This window comes from Streptomyces poriferorum, assembly GCF_019399235.1.
In the GTDB taxonomy this organism is placed as follows: Bacteria; Actinomycetota; Actinomycetes; order Streptomycetales; family Streptomycetaceae; genus Streptomyces; species Streptomyces poriferorum.
This window is the reverse complement of sequence record NZ_JAELVH010000031.1, coordinates 1-15810: the sequence shown is the minus strand read 5'-3', so window position 1 is coordinate 15810 and position 15810 is coordinate 1. Positions and strand designations below refer to the sequence as shown.

The window sequence follows — 15810 nt, the reverse complement described above, 5'->3', positions numbered from 1 at the left end:
CCACAATGGGGCCGCCCTGGTACGCGGGTCAGCCGACGCGCTCCGCCAGCAGCCGTTCGGGGACGAATCCCGCCCTCGCGAGCCGCTGCCAGAGCTCGTCCGGAACCGGGAAGCGGGCGGCTGCCACGTTGGCCGTCACCTCTGCCGCGGAACGGCAGCCGAGGACGACCGAGTCCACGGCGCCGTGCAGCAGCGGAAACTGGATCGCTGCCGCGGGGAGCGGCACCTCGTACGCGTCGCACAGGGCCCGGCACTGCCGTGCCCGCTCCAGTGAGGCAGCGGTAGCCGGCTGGTAGTTGAACATGGCGCCGGGCACCGGGTCGGCCAGAAGGCCGGTGTTGAAGACACCACCGACGACCACCGCGGTACCCGTCCTGGCGCACAGCGGCAGCAACTCGGTGAGCGCCTCGTGGTCGAGAAGCGAGAGACGGCCCGCGACGAGTACGACGTCGACCTCGAACTCCGCCACGTACGAGGCGAGCGGGGCGCTGTGGTTCATGCCGAACCCGATGGCCTTGACCAGGCCTTCCTCGCGCAGTCTGCGCACCGCCGGATAGGCAGTGCGGCGGATCTCGTCCGGGAAGCGTTCGGCGTCGTGCAGATACAGGATGTCGACGCTGGAGCGGCCGAGACGAGCCAGGCTCGACTCCAGGGATTCCCTGATGCCGCGCTCGGTCCAGTCGGTGATCACCTCACCCGGCGAGCCGTCCGGCCGGGGGCGCAGCAGCCAGCCCGTCTTGGTGGAGATCACCGGGCCGGCGCCCCCGGAGGAGGGGAGCAGCCGGCCCAGGCGGCGCTCGGCGAGGCCGTGTCCGTAGCGGGGAGCGGTGTCGACGTACGACATTCCTCCCTCGGCCGCCGCCTTGAGGGTCGCTGCGGCTTCCTCGTCGCTGACGTCCTCGAAGAGACCGCCCAGGGGAGCGGTGCCCAGACCGAGGCGGGGCAGAGTGAAGGGCAGCCGGTTCGTTGCCGGCCGGTCGGTCATGCCGTCTCCCACGGTGAGGCGCAGGCCGCGCGTCCCGCGCGCAGGGTCATGGTCAGGGTCAGCCGGATCCGCGCGTTCCCGGGAAGGGCGACGCGGAAGTACGGTCCGCCGACCGGCTGGGCGGGGCCGTCGTCCACACGGACGGCTCCGACATGGTGCTCGGCGAACGAACCCGCCTGCACCAGCAGGGAACGCGCCGCACCACCGAGGTTCACCAGTTCCAGCACCGTGTGGTCCGGGCGGATGTCGGAGACGAGCGCGGCGACGTCCGGCGGAAGGCCGGGGCGGCGGGCGTCCGCGTCGTGGTAGCGCACGTGCAGGTGGGCCAGTCCGCCGTTGTAGAGCACCTGCGGGGAGCCGGTGGTCAGCTGCAGCAGAGCCTCGGTCAGGACGGGGTTGAGGTGCTGCCAGTGGTGGATGTCCAGCGCGTCCGGGCCGACCGCCGGGTCGACGGTGTCGCTCTCGATGGCCTCCACGCGCTCGGCGCAGCTCGCCAGGGCACTGCGCAGAATCCGCTCGGGATACTGGGGGTTCCGCCCGTGCAGGAACTCGTACCAGGGCTCCTCGTGGCCCGCTTCGTCCTTGATGCGCTGGGTGTGCACCGCCGCCCAGTCCCAGCGGGATGCCGACCGCAGCCGCTCGATCCGCTCCCGGTCGGCCTCGTCCCGGCTGAAGTGCCAGAGCGCAAGCGGAAGTTGTCCCGGCATGACGGTGTAGTCGAACCAGCCGGAGTCGTTGTGCCGCTGAGGAACCATGAGGGTGCGCTCGTCCGCCATGGCGCGCAGGTGCGGCTCCCAGCGCTCGCCGAGCGTGCCCATCTCGCCCGCGCCGCGCTGCTCGGCGTGGGACATCACGACGTCGAGGGGATTGCGGGCGAGGTCCAGGAAGCCCCGGTCCCCGGTGAGAAGGGTCGCGTTGGCCGCGCCGACGACGGTGGCGCTGCCGACGGGGGAGAGGCCGTGCGGCCAGGACCATCCGTAGTGGCCGCCGTACCAGCGGCCGTCCAGGTACTCGCCCACCACACCGTTCAGGCCCGCGTTGTCGGGCACGACGGCACGGCCGTCGAGCCTTTCCTGCCACGCGCCGACGTACTCGGCCACCCAGTCCGCGTAGCGCCGCTCGCCACTGAGCAGAAACGCCTGGGTCGCGAGGCCCGTGGCCGCGAGGTTCACGATCGTGTCACCGCGGCCCATCCGCTCCCACATCGCCCGGCCGTACGCCCGGGCCCGCTCGGGTGACGCCTCCAGGTCGTCGAAGGACGCGAGGTCGTCGACCCCGTCCAGCGGCATGCCGTACGGGCGCAGAGCCGGGCTCCACGGGAAGTACGGCTCCTCGTCGCTGAAGCCGTACCGTGGACCCGCCGAGCCGTTGTGCGGGGCGCGCACCACACGTTGTTCCGGGTCGTAGTTGGGTCCGCCGGGAAGGTAGAAGTCCGCGAAACGCAGGGCGAGTGCGCGCAGTTCCTCGTCGTCCGGGTCCGCGAGGCACAGGCCGTAGAAGAGGAGCAGCCCCTCGCCCTGGTGGAACCAGTCGTAGCCCCGCTCCAGGCCCTCGACGAGCATGCCCATTTCGGTGAGCTGCGCGGTGACACCACTCCAGTGCCGCCGCGCGGCCGCCAGCAGATCCGTACTGCCGCCGAGCACGTACAGCATCGGCCAGTTGAAGAACGGCTCGTAGAAGTCGTCCACCCCGTCCCGGCCGTCCAGACCCCGGCCGAGCGTGTCGCGGAAGACGAGGCGGCCGTCGCCTTCGGTGTAGCGGTCGGCGAAGAGCCGCCACGCCTTGTTCTGGAAGGCGAACAACTGCCGTTCCAGCTCTGCCCATCGGGGGATGTCGGTAACGGTCCGGGTCGCGTTCAGCAGAGGCCCGTGTGCCTCTTTCCCTGTATGTGTGCCGCCGGTCCGCTCAGGCCTGAGCATCGAGAACACCTGCTCCCTCGTCACGTAAGCATTGAATAATCGCCCATCGATAGCCGATGGTTAGACTCACCGGCGGGGAGCGAGGTGTCAATACTCAGGAGCTGCCCCGCAAGCCGAGGAGGAGGCGCACCGTGATCGACTGCCACGTCCACCTGTGGGATCCGGCCGGGGGGTTCCCGTGGATCAAGCCCGGCAGTGAGCATCATCACCCCTTCGGTGAGGGCGACTTGGAGCGGTCGGGTGCGGGTCTCGGCCTGGCCGGCGCGATCCTCGTCGAGGCGTCGCGCGGAGACGCGGGAGAGACGCGCACGCTGCGCGAACTGCGCCTGCGCCGCCCGGACCTGATCGCCGGGTACGTGGCCAACCTGCACGTCCACGGCGCCGACGGACCCGGCCCGTTCCGTGCCCTGCTGCACGAGTGGGGTGCCTCGCGGCCGAACGGGATGCGGCTCGGCGGAACCTCCTGGACGGACACTCCCGAGGCGGCCCGCGCGCTCGTCCCCGTCCTGGCCGAAGAAGGCGTGGTCCTCCAGATCAACCTGCATCAGGGGGCGTTGGGGGCGGCGGCCGACGTCACAGACCGGCATCCGGAGCTGAAGGTCGTCGTCGACCACCTGGGCAATCCCCCGCATCTGCGCACGCCCGAGGCGGGGGAGTGGTACCGCGATATCGAGCGCGCAGCCGACGCGACCGGTGTGGTGGTGAAGATCTCCGGACTGCTCACCCAACAGCACGGCGCACCACATCAGCGCATCGCGCACATGCTGCGGCACGTCGTCGACACGCTCGGCCCGGACCGCTGCCTGATCGGCTCGGACTGGCCGATCTGTCTGCCCCGGGGCACCCGGGCCGACTCGCTCACGACGTCCCGGCTCGGCCTGGCGCACCTGACGGACGACCGGCGCACTCGCATCCTGCACACGACCCCGGCCCGCGTGTACGGACTCGACAGCTGACCGTCCGCCCGGTTGACAGTGCTCGAACGCCCCTGATTCGATTCCCTCGATGATCGATAGGCGATGATCAGCGGCCGGCTCGGCATCGCCGAGAGCGGGCCCCGACCTCCGCGGAGATGCTCATGGCACAGTTCGACCTTCCCCTGAACGAGCTGGAGAGTTACCGGCCGGCTCTCGCCGAGCCGGACGACTTCGACGTCTTCTGGCAGGAGACCCTTGCCCGGCACGAGGACGTCGACCTCGCTGTCTCGTTCCAGCCGGTGAACAACGGGCTCGTCACGATCGACACCTTCGATGTGACCTTCGCCGGTTACGGCGGCCACCCCGTACGCGGCTGGCTCCACCTGCCGGTGACCCGCACCGGCCCGCTGCCGGTCGTCGTGGAGTACCTGGGCTACGGCACCGGGCGGGGGGCGCCGCACGAGACGCGCCTGTGGGCGGACGCGGGCTACGCGCACTTCGTCATGGACACCCGCGGCCAGGGCGCCGAGACCCCCGACGCCGACCCGGCCACCGGCGACATCGCGGCGCCCGGCTTCCTCACCCGCGGCGTCCTCGACCCGCGCCGCTACTACTACCGGCGCCTCTACACCGACGCGGTGCGCGCCGTGGCCGCGGCGCGCACGCACCCGGACGTCGACCCGGCCCGCGTCGTGGTCACCGGAACCAGTCAGGGCGGCGGCATCACGCTCGCCGCCGCGGGTCTGGTCCCCGACCTCGTGGCCGTCATGCCGGACGTGCCGTTCCTGTGCCACTTCGCGCGCGCCACGACGATCACGGACATGCCGCCGTACGACGAGGTCACCCGGTTCGTGAAGCGGCACCGTGAGCACGCGGCCACGGTGGCGCGCACCATGTCGTACTTCGACGGGGCCGCCCTGGCCCGGCGGGCCAATGCGCCGACCCTGTTCTCGGTCGGGCTGATGGACCGCATCTGCCCGCCCTCCACGGTGTACGCGGCGTTCAACCACTACGGCACCCACGGGAACGTGGATCAGTCCGACAAGCAGATACGGGTCTATCCGTTCAACGACCACGAAGGCGGCGGGGCCGCCCATGAGGTAGTCAAATTGGAGTGGCTGGCCGATCAGCTGGAAACCTCGGTGTGACTCCACCGAGGGAGGGCGGGCGCGTATTATGTCGCAACTGACGTGCCCCAGTGCAGGATTGGGATTTCATGGCATCACATGCGTCCGGTGGGTTCGTCTCCACGCTGGCCACCAACAAGGACCGGTTCCGCAAGACCCTGATCTCGGACCAGGTGTACGACCTGCTGCGCCAGGCCGTCGTCGAGGGCGATCTCGCACCGAACGACCGCGTGGTCGAATCCGAGATCGCCCGGCGGCTCGGCGTGAGCCAGGCCCCGGTGCGCGAGGCGGTCAAAAGGCTCGCCCGTGAGGGCCTGTTCACGCACGTCCCCCGCCGCGGCCACTTCGTCGTGGAGATCTCCTCGCGGGACGCGGAGTACGCACGTCAAGTACGCGAACCACTTGAGGGGCTGGCCGCACAGCTGGCCGCCGAGCACATCACCGAGGACCAGCTGGCCGAGCTCGACGCGCAGGTCGAGAGGATGCACGAGGCGGTCGCCACGAACGACGTCAGCAGCTTCCGCGACGCCGACATTGAGTTCCACACCCTCGTCAGCCGGTTCGCGGGCAATCCGTTCCTGGCCCGCATGTGGGAGGTCATCGAGCCGAGTCTGCGCACCCTGCGGGCCATCTCCGACCCGCTGTTCGACGGTGACTGGCGTGCCATGGCCGACGAACACGGGCGCCTCGTCAGCCTGTTGAGGTCCAGGGAGCCCGCCAAGGCGGCCCAGGCGTTCGCCGACCACGCANGCGAGCGCCTGACCACGCGCGGGGGAGCCGGCGGTCAGCCGGTAGTCGTGGTTGGCCGCGTCGACGAACAGCGGGTCGGTCTCCGCGGGAAGGTTGTGTGAGAGGACGAGTCCGCCGTCTGTGGCGCCGGTCAGGCCCCGGATCGTCCCGAGGTTGTTGTAGATCTCCGTGCCGGTCGACTGCCCCGGCTCCTTCACGTAGAACAGCGTCATGCCACCGGTGTTGTTGTAGACGCCGTTGTCGTGCGATCCGGTACCCAGACCGTTCAGCATCACCGTGCCCTCCCGGTTGCCCCAGCCCACGTTGTTCGCGATCACGAGGTCGCTCTGGCCGTTGTCCGCGTAGACCCCCGAGATCCCGAAGGTGGTGGAGGTCGTGGCCGGAGCCGGGTCGTGGAGCACGTTGTGGTCGATGGTGGTGCCCATCATCCAGGCGCTGCAGCAGGTGTAGATCGCGGCGACGTCCAGGCTCATGCGGGCATACCCGGAGATGTCGTTGTACGCGATCACGTCCTTGCCCGGGGTGAGCCCGGGGACCTCGTTCCACTGGAGGTTGATGCCGCTGCGGCCGACCCGGGAGATCGTGTTGTGCGTGACCGTCTGGCTGTTGCCCTGCACCGCGATGCCCGCCGCGTAGGTGCCCATGTAGTCGACGTCGTGGATCACGTTGTCGGTGGCGGTGTTGTTCTGTCCGCGGAGCGCGATGCCGTTTCCGGCGCTCAGCGACAGATCACTGTTCACGATCCTGTTCCGGGTGCCGTCGAGGACGATGCCGGTGTCGCCGACGCCCCGCGTCACCGTACTGCCGCAGTCCGTCGCGCCCCGGGTGATGTCCGTGTAGTGCGAGAGGTACCGGCCGTCGATGCCGTCCAGAGTGACGCCCGTGCTGGAGGGCCCCGTGGTGATGGTGGTGGCGAACAGGCCGATGCCGTCGACCGTCGTGTGAGAGGTGTTCGTCAGGTCGAAGCCGAGCGTGCGCCGCTTGACCTCGACGCTGTGGGTGTCCGGATCGTCGGTGCTGTAGACGTACAGGCGCTTCGCCGCCGGATCATAGAACCACTCGCCCGGATGAGCGAGTTCGCCGATCTTCCCGGAGAGTGCGTACCGGGTCTCCTCGGGTACGACCTTGTGGACGCACGGCGGCGCCGCGTCCAGCGTCACGGAGCCGACGGCGGAGCTCTTGACCGTGGTCGTGGCCGACACGTACCAGTAGCCGGTGAGGGCGCGCGCGCCGTCCCAGTACCCCGCCGGACGGGTCAGATCCGCGTCGGCGACGGTGGCGTCGGCACTGCCCGCACCGGCGTACTGGAGCGAGGGACCGAGCAGGTCGAGGCCGGGGTAGGGCCACTGGGCCTCGACGCCCATATTCTTGTCGGTGAAGACCTGCACCGTGGTCACGTCGGGCCCGAGGTCGGCGCTCGTGCTGTATACGTGCCCGTCCGCCACGGCGTCGCTGAACTGCGAGCCGGCGGCGAACGGGTCCTTCGTGGCGATCTCGGTGACATCGGCGGCGGTGACCGGCTCGAAGCCGCCGATCCTGGAGGCGCCGCTCACCGTCACCTTCGCACCCGGGGCCGCGCGGTAGGTGAGGGGCAGTTCGGCGGTGCCGGAACGAGCCGGCACGACCGTCTCCTCGTACGTACCGGACAGGACCAGGCACGTGTCGCCCGGAACCATCACGTCGGCGCACTTCTGGATGTGCCGGAACGGCGACCTGTCACTCCTCCCGTCCGCCGTGTCCTGGCCGGAGGGTGCTACGTAATACGTGTTCCCCGCCTTGGGCTTGACCGGATGGGCCGCGGCGGGATGCCCCACCGCGACCATGGCCAGCGACGCGAACAGGACGGCCGCGGTCCACGGTCCTCCACGGGACCGTCGTTTCGGGTTTCTCAGCACGCGTGGTCCTTTCTCGGCTCTCGGCTCTTTCTCGGACGGAATTGGAACGTGGGCCCCGGTCAGCCCTTCACGGCGCCCACGGTGAGACCGCTGATGATGTGGCGCTGCATATAGATGAAGAAGATGACGACCGGTGCGATGGCGAGCAGCAGGTTGGGGAACACCTTCGTCAGATCGGTCGAGTACTGGCTGATGCCGGCGTAGACCGCCGTCGTCACCGTGTAGTGCCCGGAGGACGGGCTGAGCAGGATCTGCGGAGAGACGAAGTCGTTCCAGATCCCTATCGAGTTGAGGATGAGCACCGTGACCACCGCGGGCCGCATCAGCGGGAAGATGATGGCCCAGAACGTCCGGAAGCGGCCCGCACCGTCGATCGTCGCCGCATGGTCGATGTCCACCGGAATGGTGCGGATGAAGCCGACGAACAGGAAGATGCTCACCGGCAGCGTGGACGCCACGTCATGCGCGACCAGGCCGGTCACGGTGTTCGCCAGCCCGATCTCGCGCAGTACGTAGATCACCGGGATGATCACGGCGGCGCCCGGAATGAACGTGCCGGCCAGGAAGTACAGCAGCACCAGCTGCGTCCGTCGCTTGAGGCTGCGCGCGATCGCGTACGCGGCCGGGCCGGCGAGCAGGATGCACAGCACGTCGACGAGCACGACGAGGAACAGCGTGAAGCCGTAGCCGTCGATGACGTTGAACTGCGGGCTGCTGACCGCGGCTGACATGTGCTCGAAGGTCAGCCCGCTCAGCGGGATGGAGAAGGGGTTGTCGAGGATGTCCTGCTGCGACTTGAAGGCGTTCACGACCAGCAGGTACACCGGCACGATCATGATGACGAACAGCACCCCGAGCAGCACCCACCGGCCGGGCGAGCGAGGCTCCCCGCGCTCCGTGCCCGGTGCCTTCCCGCCCTTGGCCGGCGCGGCCTGCGGCCTGTCGTGGACCTTTGCTTCCAGTACGACCACCAACGGCTCCTAACTTCCTGTCGCGGCCTGGTCCTGGCGGTTGCGCAGCGCCGTCACGACGAGGGCGAGCACCGCCGAGACCACCATCAGGAACACCGCCTGCGCGGTCGCGTATCCGACTTTGGTGCCCTCGAAGGACCGGGCGAGAATGAGATAGGTGAAGGTCTGCGTCGACCCGGCCGGGCCTCCGCCGGTGAGGCTGACCACGATGTCGTAGGCCCGGATGAGACCCACCAGGTTCAGTACGGTCGCCACGGTCACCACGGGCGCGATCATCGGGATCACGATCCGCAGATTGATCTGCCGCTTGGACGCGCCGTCGATCGCCGCCGCCTCGAGCAGCTCGGCCGGCACCGTCTGCAGCGCGGCCACGAACAGGACCACGTTGAAACCGAATCCCGCCCACACGATCACGCCGATCAGTGAGATCAGCGCGAACTGCTCGTCGAAGAGGAACCCGAGCGGCTCGATGCCGAACTTGGCCAGCGTGTTGTTGATGGCGCCGTTGGTTCCGAGGATCGCCGCCCACAGATAGCCGAGGATCAGCGCGCTGATGACGTGCGGGAAGTAGGCGACGGCCCGGAAGAAGGAGTTCGCGCGCGAACGGCCCTTGAGCGCCAGCGCGTACACGAGCCCCAGACCCACCATGAGCACGGTGCCGGCCGTGGCGATCAGCGCCGTCACATACCAGGCCTCCGACGAACTCGGGTCGTCGAAGAGGTGCTTGTAGTTGTCCAGGCCGATGAACGCGGCAGCGGAGAATCCGTCCCAGTCGGTCAGGCTGAGATAGACGGCGACGCCCACAGGAACGACGGTCATCACCGTGTACAGGAGGACGGCCGGACCCATCATCGCGAAGGACACGGCCGACTCACGCAGTCTCGCCCGACGACGCGCCTGCCGGTCAAGCCCCGCGGTCAGCTCTGCGAGTTCCACCACTTGTCCAATCCGTCGGCCGCGTCCTCGGGGGAAGCGCCTGTGTACAGGGACTGGATCTGCTTGTTGAGCTCGTCGCTGAAGCCGGTGATCGGCTCGCTCTCCCCGGACTTCACGAGCACCGACGGCGCCTTGTCGAGGATCTGCTGCACGGAGGTGCCGAGGCTGGACATCGGATACGTGAAGCCCTCGCGCAGGTTGCCGTCCGAGGCGAGCTGGCTCTTGATGGCCGCCGCATCGGTGGTCGCCCACTTCACGAACTCGATCGCCTCGGCCTTGTGGCGCGACTTGTTCACGACGACGTACGGGTTCGAGATGTTGCCGAACTGACCGGACGGATAAGCCCCGTCCGTCGGCATGGTGAACACCCCGATGTCGTCGCTCTTCTTCGCGGCGTCCGCGGCGGGCACGAAGAACGAGCCCATGACGTACATCGCGGACTTGCCGTTCAGGAACGCCGTCTGGCCGTCCGCGTAGGTGAGTCCGAGTGCGCTCTTCTCCAGGTAGCCGTCGTCGATCCAGCTCTTGTAGTGATCGAAGTAGGGCAGGTAGCCGCTCTCGGCGAAGGAGGCCTTGCCCTGGTTGCGCTTGGCCGACCACTCGGGATCGGCGGTGAGCACACCCGCGTCGGCGATCATCGAGAACTGGGCCCCGGTGACCCACTGCCCGGCAGTCTGCAGCGGCTTGTAACCGGCGTCCTTCAACTCACCCATGGCCGAAGTGAACTGCGCCATCGTCGTGATCCGAGCCGCGTCGACCCCCGCCTTCGCGAAGGCGGCCTTGTTGTAGAAGACGAGCGACTGTATCTGCTCACCCACACCCGCCACGTAGTGCTTGCCGCCGACGGCGTACTGGGCGGTCAGCGGAGTCTTCTTGATCCAGGGCTGGTCGGACAGGTCCGTGAAGAGCGACACGTTGTCGGCCTTCGGCGTGATCTGCTGCGCGACGTCGGGCGGATCGCCGGCGGCCAGGTCCTGCCTCAGCTTCGCGTCCGGCGAGATCGTGCCGGTCAGTTCGAGCTTGATGGTCACACCGGGGTGAGCCTTCTCGTACCCGTCGAAGAGGTCGTTCCAGTACTTCTCCGTCAGGTTCGGGGTGATGTTCACGATGACGCGGAGGGTCGTGCCCTCCGACGCCTGGTCGGACCCGCCCCCGCAGGCGACGGCCGAGGCCATCACCAGGGGAGCCACGGTGAGCCCGCAAGCGCGGCGCCACATTGTTTTCATCGGGACACGCTCCGTTGCGTAGTCGTGAATAATCGATAGCTGGCATCCAGCCGCGGATTCCTGAGGGGAAGGCGGCGGGAGGGTGCGGGCGCCCGAGGGTCCGGTTCGCCCGGCGGGGTGGTGCGATGTCGTGGAGGCGGGGCCGGACCCCCGCCTCCCAACAGGCCTATCGTCTATCGATTGTTGATGCTAGAGCGGGCTCGTTGCTTCTTCAAGGGTGCTGCCGCAAATCTGAGTTCCGGTACTCGTGTCCAGCTCCAGCTCGATCACCGGGAGCAGCACATCGGGCCGGGCGATGGGCAGGGTGAGGGTCAGCGTCCCCGTCGGCTGGCTCGGCGGCGCGAGGTTGTTGTGCTCGTGCCGGGCGCCGTCCGTCTCGTGGAAGCGGATCTCCGAACCGTCGTGCAGGAGTTGGGCGTAGCGCACGCGCCCGGCCAGCCCGGGGAGGTGAAGGTGCTTGAGCGGCCAGGCCGGCAGGTGCAGGTACAGACGATTGCCGGACTGTGTGTACAGGGCGTGCGGGGGCGGCTCGAAGGAGCTCGGCCCCGCACCGTGCACGGACCGTGCGTGCAGGTCCGTCCATGCGCCGATGGCCCGGAGCGTGGCGCGGGCCTGCGGATCCAGGGCGCCGCGGCCGTTGGGCCCGACGTTCAGGATGAGGTTGCCGCCGCAGGCGACGGACTGCACCAGCATGCGGACCAGCAGCGCGGGGTCCTTGTAGTCGTGGTTGTCGCGGTCGTAGCCCCATGAGCCGTTGAGTGTGTGGCAGGCCTCCCACGTCACGCGCTCGCCGTCGCGTTCCAGCGGCCGGTCGGGCTGGTACTGCTCGGGCGTGACGTAGTCGCCCGGAATGCCGAGCCTGTCGTTGACGAGGATGCCCGGCTGCAACTCCCGCACAGTGGACAGGAGATGCTCCGCCCCCCACTCCCGCGGACCCTTCTCCGGGTACGTGAAGTCGAAGAACAGGGTGTCGATCGGGCCGTACCCGGTCAGGAGTTCACGTACCTGGCCCTCCATGTAGGCGCGGTAGCGCTCCATGTCGCGAGGGTCCTGCCGGGCCGGGGTGTCGCGCAGCGGGTGGTGCTCGTCGACCGGGAAGTCGGGGTGGTGCCAGTCGAGCAGTGAGTAGTACAGGCCGACGCGCAGCCCTTCGGCGCGCATCGCTTCGACGAACTCGCGGACCAGGTCGCGGCCCACCGCGCGCACCGACGTGTAGTCGATCAGCGCCGAATCGAAGAGGCAGAACCCGTCATGGTGCTTGGCGGTCAGTACCGCATAGCGCATCCCGGACTCCCGCGCGGCGCGTGCGAGTTGGCGCGCGTCGAAGAGGTCCGGATCGAACTTGTCCAGATAACGGTCGTACTCCTGCTGCGACATGGACTCACGGCTGCGCACCCACTCGTGCCGCGCCGCCAGGCTGTACAGGCCGAAGTGGACGAAGAGGCCGAAGCGGGCCGCCTCGAACCACCCGGTGGCGGCGGGGGAATCGGCGGAATCCGTGGTCGCACCGTTCATGGAAGGCTCCTGACGCATTGACAGCACTAATCGATTGGCTGTTATCTACCATCGATAGGCGATGATGTCACTGGCGTTGCGTGCGGCGAGCGCGCGGAGAGGCACGTGCATGCACTCGATCGGGAATCAGGAAGCGGCATCGGCGGGGGAGTCCCTCATCGGCGGGACGGAGGGGACCGGTGCCTATGAGTCGATGCGGTCACCGGTCCACACCTCCGCGTATGTACGGCCCACCCCGCAGATGGTGGACGCGCTCAAGGACGTGAGCGCGGCGACGGCCTGTGCGAAGCTCCACCAGATGGGCATCACCCGGACGTTCATCGACGGACCGGTGCCGTTGCACCGGGAACCGGACGTCAAGGTCACCGGCGGTGCCGTGACGCTGCAGTTCCTCCCGCAGCGGGAAGACGTCTTCAACGGCGCCGAGCAGGAGGACATCGAGCGCAAGACCCCGCTGTGGGGCGTACTCGAATCCATCCAGCCCGGCGATGTACTGGTCATCTCGGCCCAGGGCAGTCACTTCACCGGCTGCCTCGGCGACATGCTCGTGCGCTACTTCAAGCTGCGCGGCGGCGCCGGGATCGTGGTGGACGGCCGGGTGCGGGACGCGGCCCGGGTGCGCGCGCTCGGCGTGCCCATCTGGTGCACCGGCGTCACTCCCCACTACGCCTCGCAGACCGAGCTGTTCCCGTCCGCGTTCAACGTGCCCGTCGGCGTCGGCGGCTCACTGGTCACACCGGGCGACCTGATCGTCGCCGACGAGGACGGGGCCGTCGTCGTGCCGCAGCAGAACGCGATCCCGCTCGCCGAGGACTCCCTGCTCCACCAGGACCGGGAGGCGTTCGCCCGTCGCCGCCTCGATGAGGGCGCAAGGCTCTCCGACTACTATCCGCTCACCGGCGAGGGCATGACCGAGTACCTGGCGAGCCGGTCCGCCACCTGAGGGGACATGGTGTCGACGCTTCCGCCGGAGGTCGGGGCCGGCCCGCGGGCCGGCCGACTGCTCAGCTCAGCCAGGAGTGTCCTGCGGCAGGCGTGCACGGAGGGTGCCGGCGAAGTCCTCGGCCCGGGAGAGCTGGATGCGGAGCCTGGTGACCTGTTCCGCGGCGGCCCGTTCGTACTCGCGTACCCGGTCCAACAGGCCCTCGCGTTCACCGGCGTCCAGCGCGTTGCCCGCGTCGAGGCGGTCTGTCGCATCGAGCAGGTCGCGCATCTGGTCGAGAGTGAAACCGAGCGGCTTCATGCGGCGGATGACCATGAGCCGTTGGACGTCACTCTCGGTGTAGAGTCGGAACCCGCCCTGCGAGCGGGCGGAAGGAACGACGAGGCCCGTCTCCTCGTAGTGGCGGATCGTGCGCAGGGACAGTTCGGTCCGTGCGGCGACCTCGCCGATCTGCATGTGCTTGTCGTCCACGCCCGTGGCCCCGGCCCTTCTCCTCGTGGCGGGCCGCACCCTGCGCGACCGCGACCGACCTCTACCCTAACGTTAGGGTAGAGTTGCTGACGGCGAGGGCCGCGCGACTGCCCCGCTCCCAGCCATCGTTCCCGGGGCCGACGACGACCCGGCGCAGACCCGATTCTTGCAGGAGTGAGCGTGCGCGAGCCCATGGTGCTGAGCGCCCCCGCCTGCCCGCCGTGACTTCCGCTTCCCGGATGTGAGTGGCCCGGCCGTGCGCCAGTGCTCCGTCCCTCCCCCTCGTACTCCGGCCCTCCAGGGCCGTCCGCGGGGTGCCGGCCCGGCCCCTTCGCGCTTTTCCCGCAAGCCCCGGCCTGCCGGCGGGGTCTGCCCGAGCACGACAGGTTCTCACCTCCTTGTCTTCTTCCGTCATGACGCCCGCCGCTGTGCTGCGCGGCCTGAAGCCCGACTGGCTGTCCGACCCGAAGGTCTGGCGTACCGAGATCCTGGCCGGTCTGGTGGTCGGGCTGGCGCTGATCCCCGAGGCCATCTCGTTCTCGATCATCGCGGGCGTCGACCCGGCGATCGGCCTGTTCGCCTCGTTCACCATGGCGGTGGTCATCTCGGTCGTCGGCGGCCGCCGTGCCATGATCTCGGCCGCCACCGGCGCCGTCGCCCTCGTGATCGCTCCGCTGAACCGTGAGCACGGCCTGGGGTACCTGATCGCCGCCGTCATCCTGGCGGGGGTCTTCCAGGTCGTGCTCGGCGCGCTGGGAGTGGCGAAGCTGATGCGGTTCGTGCCGCGTTCGGTGATGGTCGGGTTCGTCAACGCTCTGGCGATCCTGATCTTCATGGCGCAGGTGCCCGAGATGCACGACGTGCCCTGGGCCGTGTACCCGCTGATCATCGGCGGCCTGGCGCTGATGGTCTTCTTCCCGAAGGTCACCCGGGTGATTCCGGCCCCGCTGGTCTCCATCGTCATCCTCACCGTCATCACGGTCGCTGCGGGGATCGCCGTGCCGACCGTGGGGGACAAGGGTGACCTGCCGTCCTCGCTGCCGGTGCCGGGTCTGCCCGACGTTCCCTTCACCCTCGACACCCTGACGACGATCGCCCCCTACGCCTTCGCGATGGCGCTGGTCGGGCTGATGGAGTCGCTGATGACCGCGAAGCTGGTCGACGACATCACCGACACCCACTCCTCCAAGACCCGCGAGTCCATCGGGCAGGGCATCGCCAACATCGTCACGGGGTTCTTCGGCGGCATGGGCGGCTGCGCGATGATCGGCCAGACGATGATCAACGTGAAGGTCTCGGGAGCCCGTACCCGGCTGTCCACCTTCCTCGCCGGTTCCTTTCTGATGGTGCTGTGCATCGTCTTCGGCCCGGTGGTGTCCGATATTCCCATGGCCGCCCTGGTCGCCGTCATGGTCATGGTGTCGTTCGCGACCTTCGACTGGCACTCCATCGCCCCGAAGACCCTCAGGCGGATGCCCGCGGGCGAGATCGCCGTCATGGTCATCACCGTGATCGTGGTCGTCGCCACCCACAACCTCGCCATCGGCGTCGTCGTCGGTACCGTCACCGCGATGGTCATCTTCGCCCGGCGCGTCGCCCGCCTCGCCGACGTCACCGCGGTCACCGACCCCGACGGCAGCGCCGTCGTCTACTCCGTGAACGGCGAGCTGTTCTTCGCCTCCTCCAATGATCTTGTCGGCAGGTTCGACTACGCGGGCGACCCCCAGCGCGTCGTTATCGATCTCTCCGCCGCCCACATCTGGGACGCCTCCTCCGTGGCCGCCCTCGACGCCATCGAGACGAAGTACGCCCAGCGCGGCAAGACCGTCGAGATCATCGGCCTCAACGCTTCCAGCGCACATCTCCACGGGAAGCTTTCCGGAGAGCTCACCAGTCACTGATCCAACGGGCGGCTCACGTGCCCTTGCCGCTCAGCCGGTCTCCGGGGTCGGGCCCTCGGGCGTGTTTCGAAAGTCCCGCCTGCCCGGCGACGCCTGGCACGCACGCTCGCGGCGTTGCGGAAATGCCCTAGTAGCTCCGCTACGAGACCTTTTCCGCGCCTTGCGATCGCACGCACCAGACGCCGCCGGGCCCGCCCTTCGGGCGGACGACGCTACTTTCGAAACACGCCCTAGCTGTATTGATCACGAGCGTT

Annotated in this window: 12 protein-coding genes and 1 pseudogene; 5 read left to right on the top strand and 8 right to left on the bottom strand. The window is 68.7% G+C overall.

Going from position 1 to position 15810, the window contains the following annotated elements; genetic code table 11:
* Positions 1-28 precede the first annotated feature (28 nt).
* Both JGS39_RS08600 and JGS39_RS08595 read right to left on the bottom strand, forming a co-directional pair.
* Positions 29-985 carry an aldo/keto reductase gene (locus JGS39_RS08600; RefSeq protein ID WP_219568156.1) on the bottom strand — a complete coding sequence of 319 codons (957 nt, stop codon included), beginning with the start codon at positions 983-985 and terminating at the stop codon, positions 29-31.
* Positions 982-2928: a DUF8034 domain-containing protein gene (locus tag JGS39_RS08595; RefSeq protein ID WP_308120264.1), complete on the bottom strand. Its 1947-nt coding sequence runs from the start codon at positions 2926-2928 to the stop codon at positions 982-984. Before JGS39_RS08595 ends, JGS39_RS08600 begins: the two co-directional genes overlap by 4 nt.
* Positions 2929-3035: 107 nt before the next feature.
* On the opposite strand from JGS39_RS08595, the gene JGS39_RS08590 reads away from it, so the two are divergent.
* The 3 genes from JGS39_RS08590 to JGS39_RS08580 all read left to right on the top strand — a co-directional run bounded on the left by JGS39_RS08590 (position 3036) and on the right by JGS39_RS08580 (position 5799).
* Positions 3036-3860 (top strand): amidohydrolase family protein, encoded by an 825-nt coding sequence (locus JGS39_RS08590; RefSeq protein WP_219568155.1) that lies wholly within the window; start codon positions 3036-3038, stop codon positions 3858-3860.
* A 122-nt stretch (positions 3861-3982) separates the two neighbouring features.
* Complete coding sequence (locus tag JGS39_RS08585) at positions 3983-4969, top strand: acetylxylan esterase (RefSeq protein WP_219568154.1); 987 nt, start codon at positions 3983-3985, stop codon at positions 4967-4969.
* 68 nt (positions 4970-5037) lie between these two features.
* Positions 5038-5799: a GntR family transcriptional regulator gene (locus tag JGS39_RS08580; RefSeq protein WP_236065703.1), complete on the top strand. Its 762-nt coding sequence runs from the start codon at positions 5038-5040 to the stop codon at positions 5797-5799.
* 213 nt (positions 5800-6012) lie between these two features.
* Here the strand turns inward: JGS39_RS08580 and JGS39_RS40675 are convergent.
* The 5 genes and pseudogenes from JGS39_RS40675 to JGS39_RS08555 all read right to left on the bottom strand — a co-directional run.
* Positions 6013-7062, bottom strand: a pseudogene (locus tag JGS39_RS40675) (right-handed parallel beta-helix repeat-containing protein); the annotation flags it as partial.
* A gap of 590 nt (positions 7063-7652) precedes the next feature.
* On the bottom strand, positions 7653-8564 hold the full coding sequence (locus JGS39_RS08570) for a carbohydrate ABC transporter permease (protein ID WP_308120263.1): 912 nt from the start codon (positions 8562-8564) through the stop codon (positions 7653-7655).
* 9 nt (positions 8565-8573) lie between these two features.
* On the bottom strand, positions 8574-9503 hold the full coding sequence (locus JGS39_RS08565) for a carbohydrate ABC transporter permease (RefSeq protein ID WP_306068827.1): 930 nt from the start codon (positions 9501-9503) through the stop codon (positions 8574-8576).
* Positions 9482-10726 (bottom strand): ABC transporter substrate-binding protein, encoded by a 1245-nt coding sequence (locus tag JGS39_RS08560; RefSeq protein ID WP_219568153.1) that lies wholly within the window; start codon positions 10724-10726, stop codon positions 9482-9484. Before JGS39_RS08560 ends, JGS39_RS08565 begins: the two co-directional genes overlap by 22 nt.
* A 189-nt stretch (positions 10727-10915) precedes the next feature.
* The gene (locus tag JGS39_RS08555; protein ID WP_219568152.1) at positions 10916-12241 is read right to left on the bottom strand and encodes an alpha-L-fucosidase; all 1326 of its coding nucleotides are present in this window, start codon (positions 12239-12241) and stop codon (positions 10916-10918) included.
* 109 nt (positions 12242-12350) lie between these two features.
* Between JGS39_RS08555 and JGS39_RS08550 the strand changes: the two genes are divergently transcribed.
* The gene (locus JGS39_RS08550) at positions 12351-13184 is read left to right on the top strand and encodes an RraA family protein (protein WP_236063497.1); all 834 of its coding nucleotides are present in this window, start codon (positions 12351-12353) and stop codon (positions 13182-13184) included.
* 66 nt (positions 13185-13250) lie between these two features.
* Here the strand turns inward: JGS39_RS08550 and JGS39_RS08545 are convergent, their stop codons facing one another.
* Positions 13251-13655 (bottom strand): MerR family transcriptional regulator, encoded by a 405-nt coding sequence (locus JGS39_RS08545; RefSeq protein ID WP_219568151.1) that lies wholly within the window; start codon positions 13653-13655, stop codon positions 13251-13253.
* 413 nt (positions 13656-14068) lie between these two features.
* Between JGS39_RS08545 and JGS39_RS08540 the strand changes: the two genes are divergently transcribed.
* Complete coding sequence (locus JGS39_RS08540; protein ID WP_219568150.1) at positions 14069-15556, top strand: SulP family inorganic anion transporter; 1488 nt, start codon at positions 14069-14071, stop codon at positions 15554-15556.
* Positions 15557-15810 lie beyond the last annotated feature (254 nt).

Coding starts and splice junctions, on each gene's coding strand:
- JGS39_RS08555 (WP_219568152.1), bottom strand. CDS start 12,241: ATGAACGGTGCGACCACGGATTCCGCCGATTCCCCCGCCGCCACCGGG.
- JGS39_RS08540 (WP_219568150.1), top strand. CDS start 14,069: ATGACGCCCGCCGCTGTGCTGCGCGGCCTGAAGCCCGACTGGCTGTCC.
- JGS39_RS08550 (WP_236063497.1), top strand. CDS start 12,351: ATGCACTCGATCGGGAATCAGGAAGCGGCATCGGCGGGGGAGTCCCTC.
- JGS39_RS08585 (WP_219568154.1), top strand. CDS start 3,983: ATGGCACAGTTCGACCTTCCCCTGAACGAGCTGGAGAGTTACCGGCCG.
- JGS39_RS08560 (WP_219568153.1), bottom strand. CDS start 10,726: ATGAAAACAATGTGGCGCCGCGCTTGCGGGCTCACCGTGGCTCCCCTG.
- JGS39_RS08600 (WP_219568156.1), bottom strand. CDS start 985: ATGACCGACCGGCCGGCAACGAACCGGCTGCCCTTCACTCTGCCCCGC.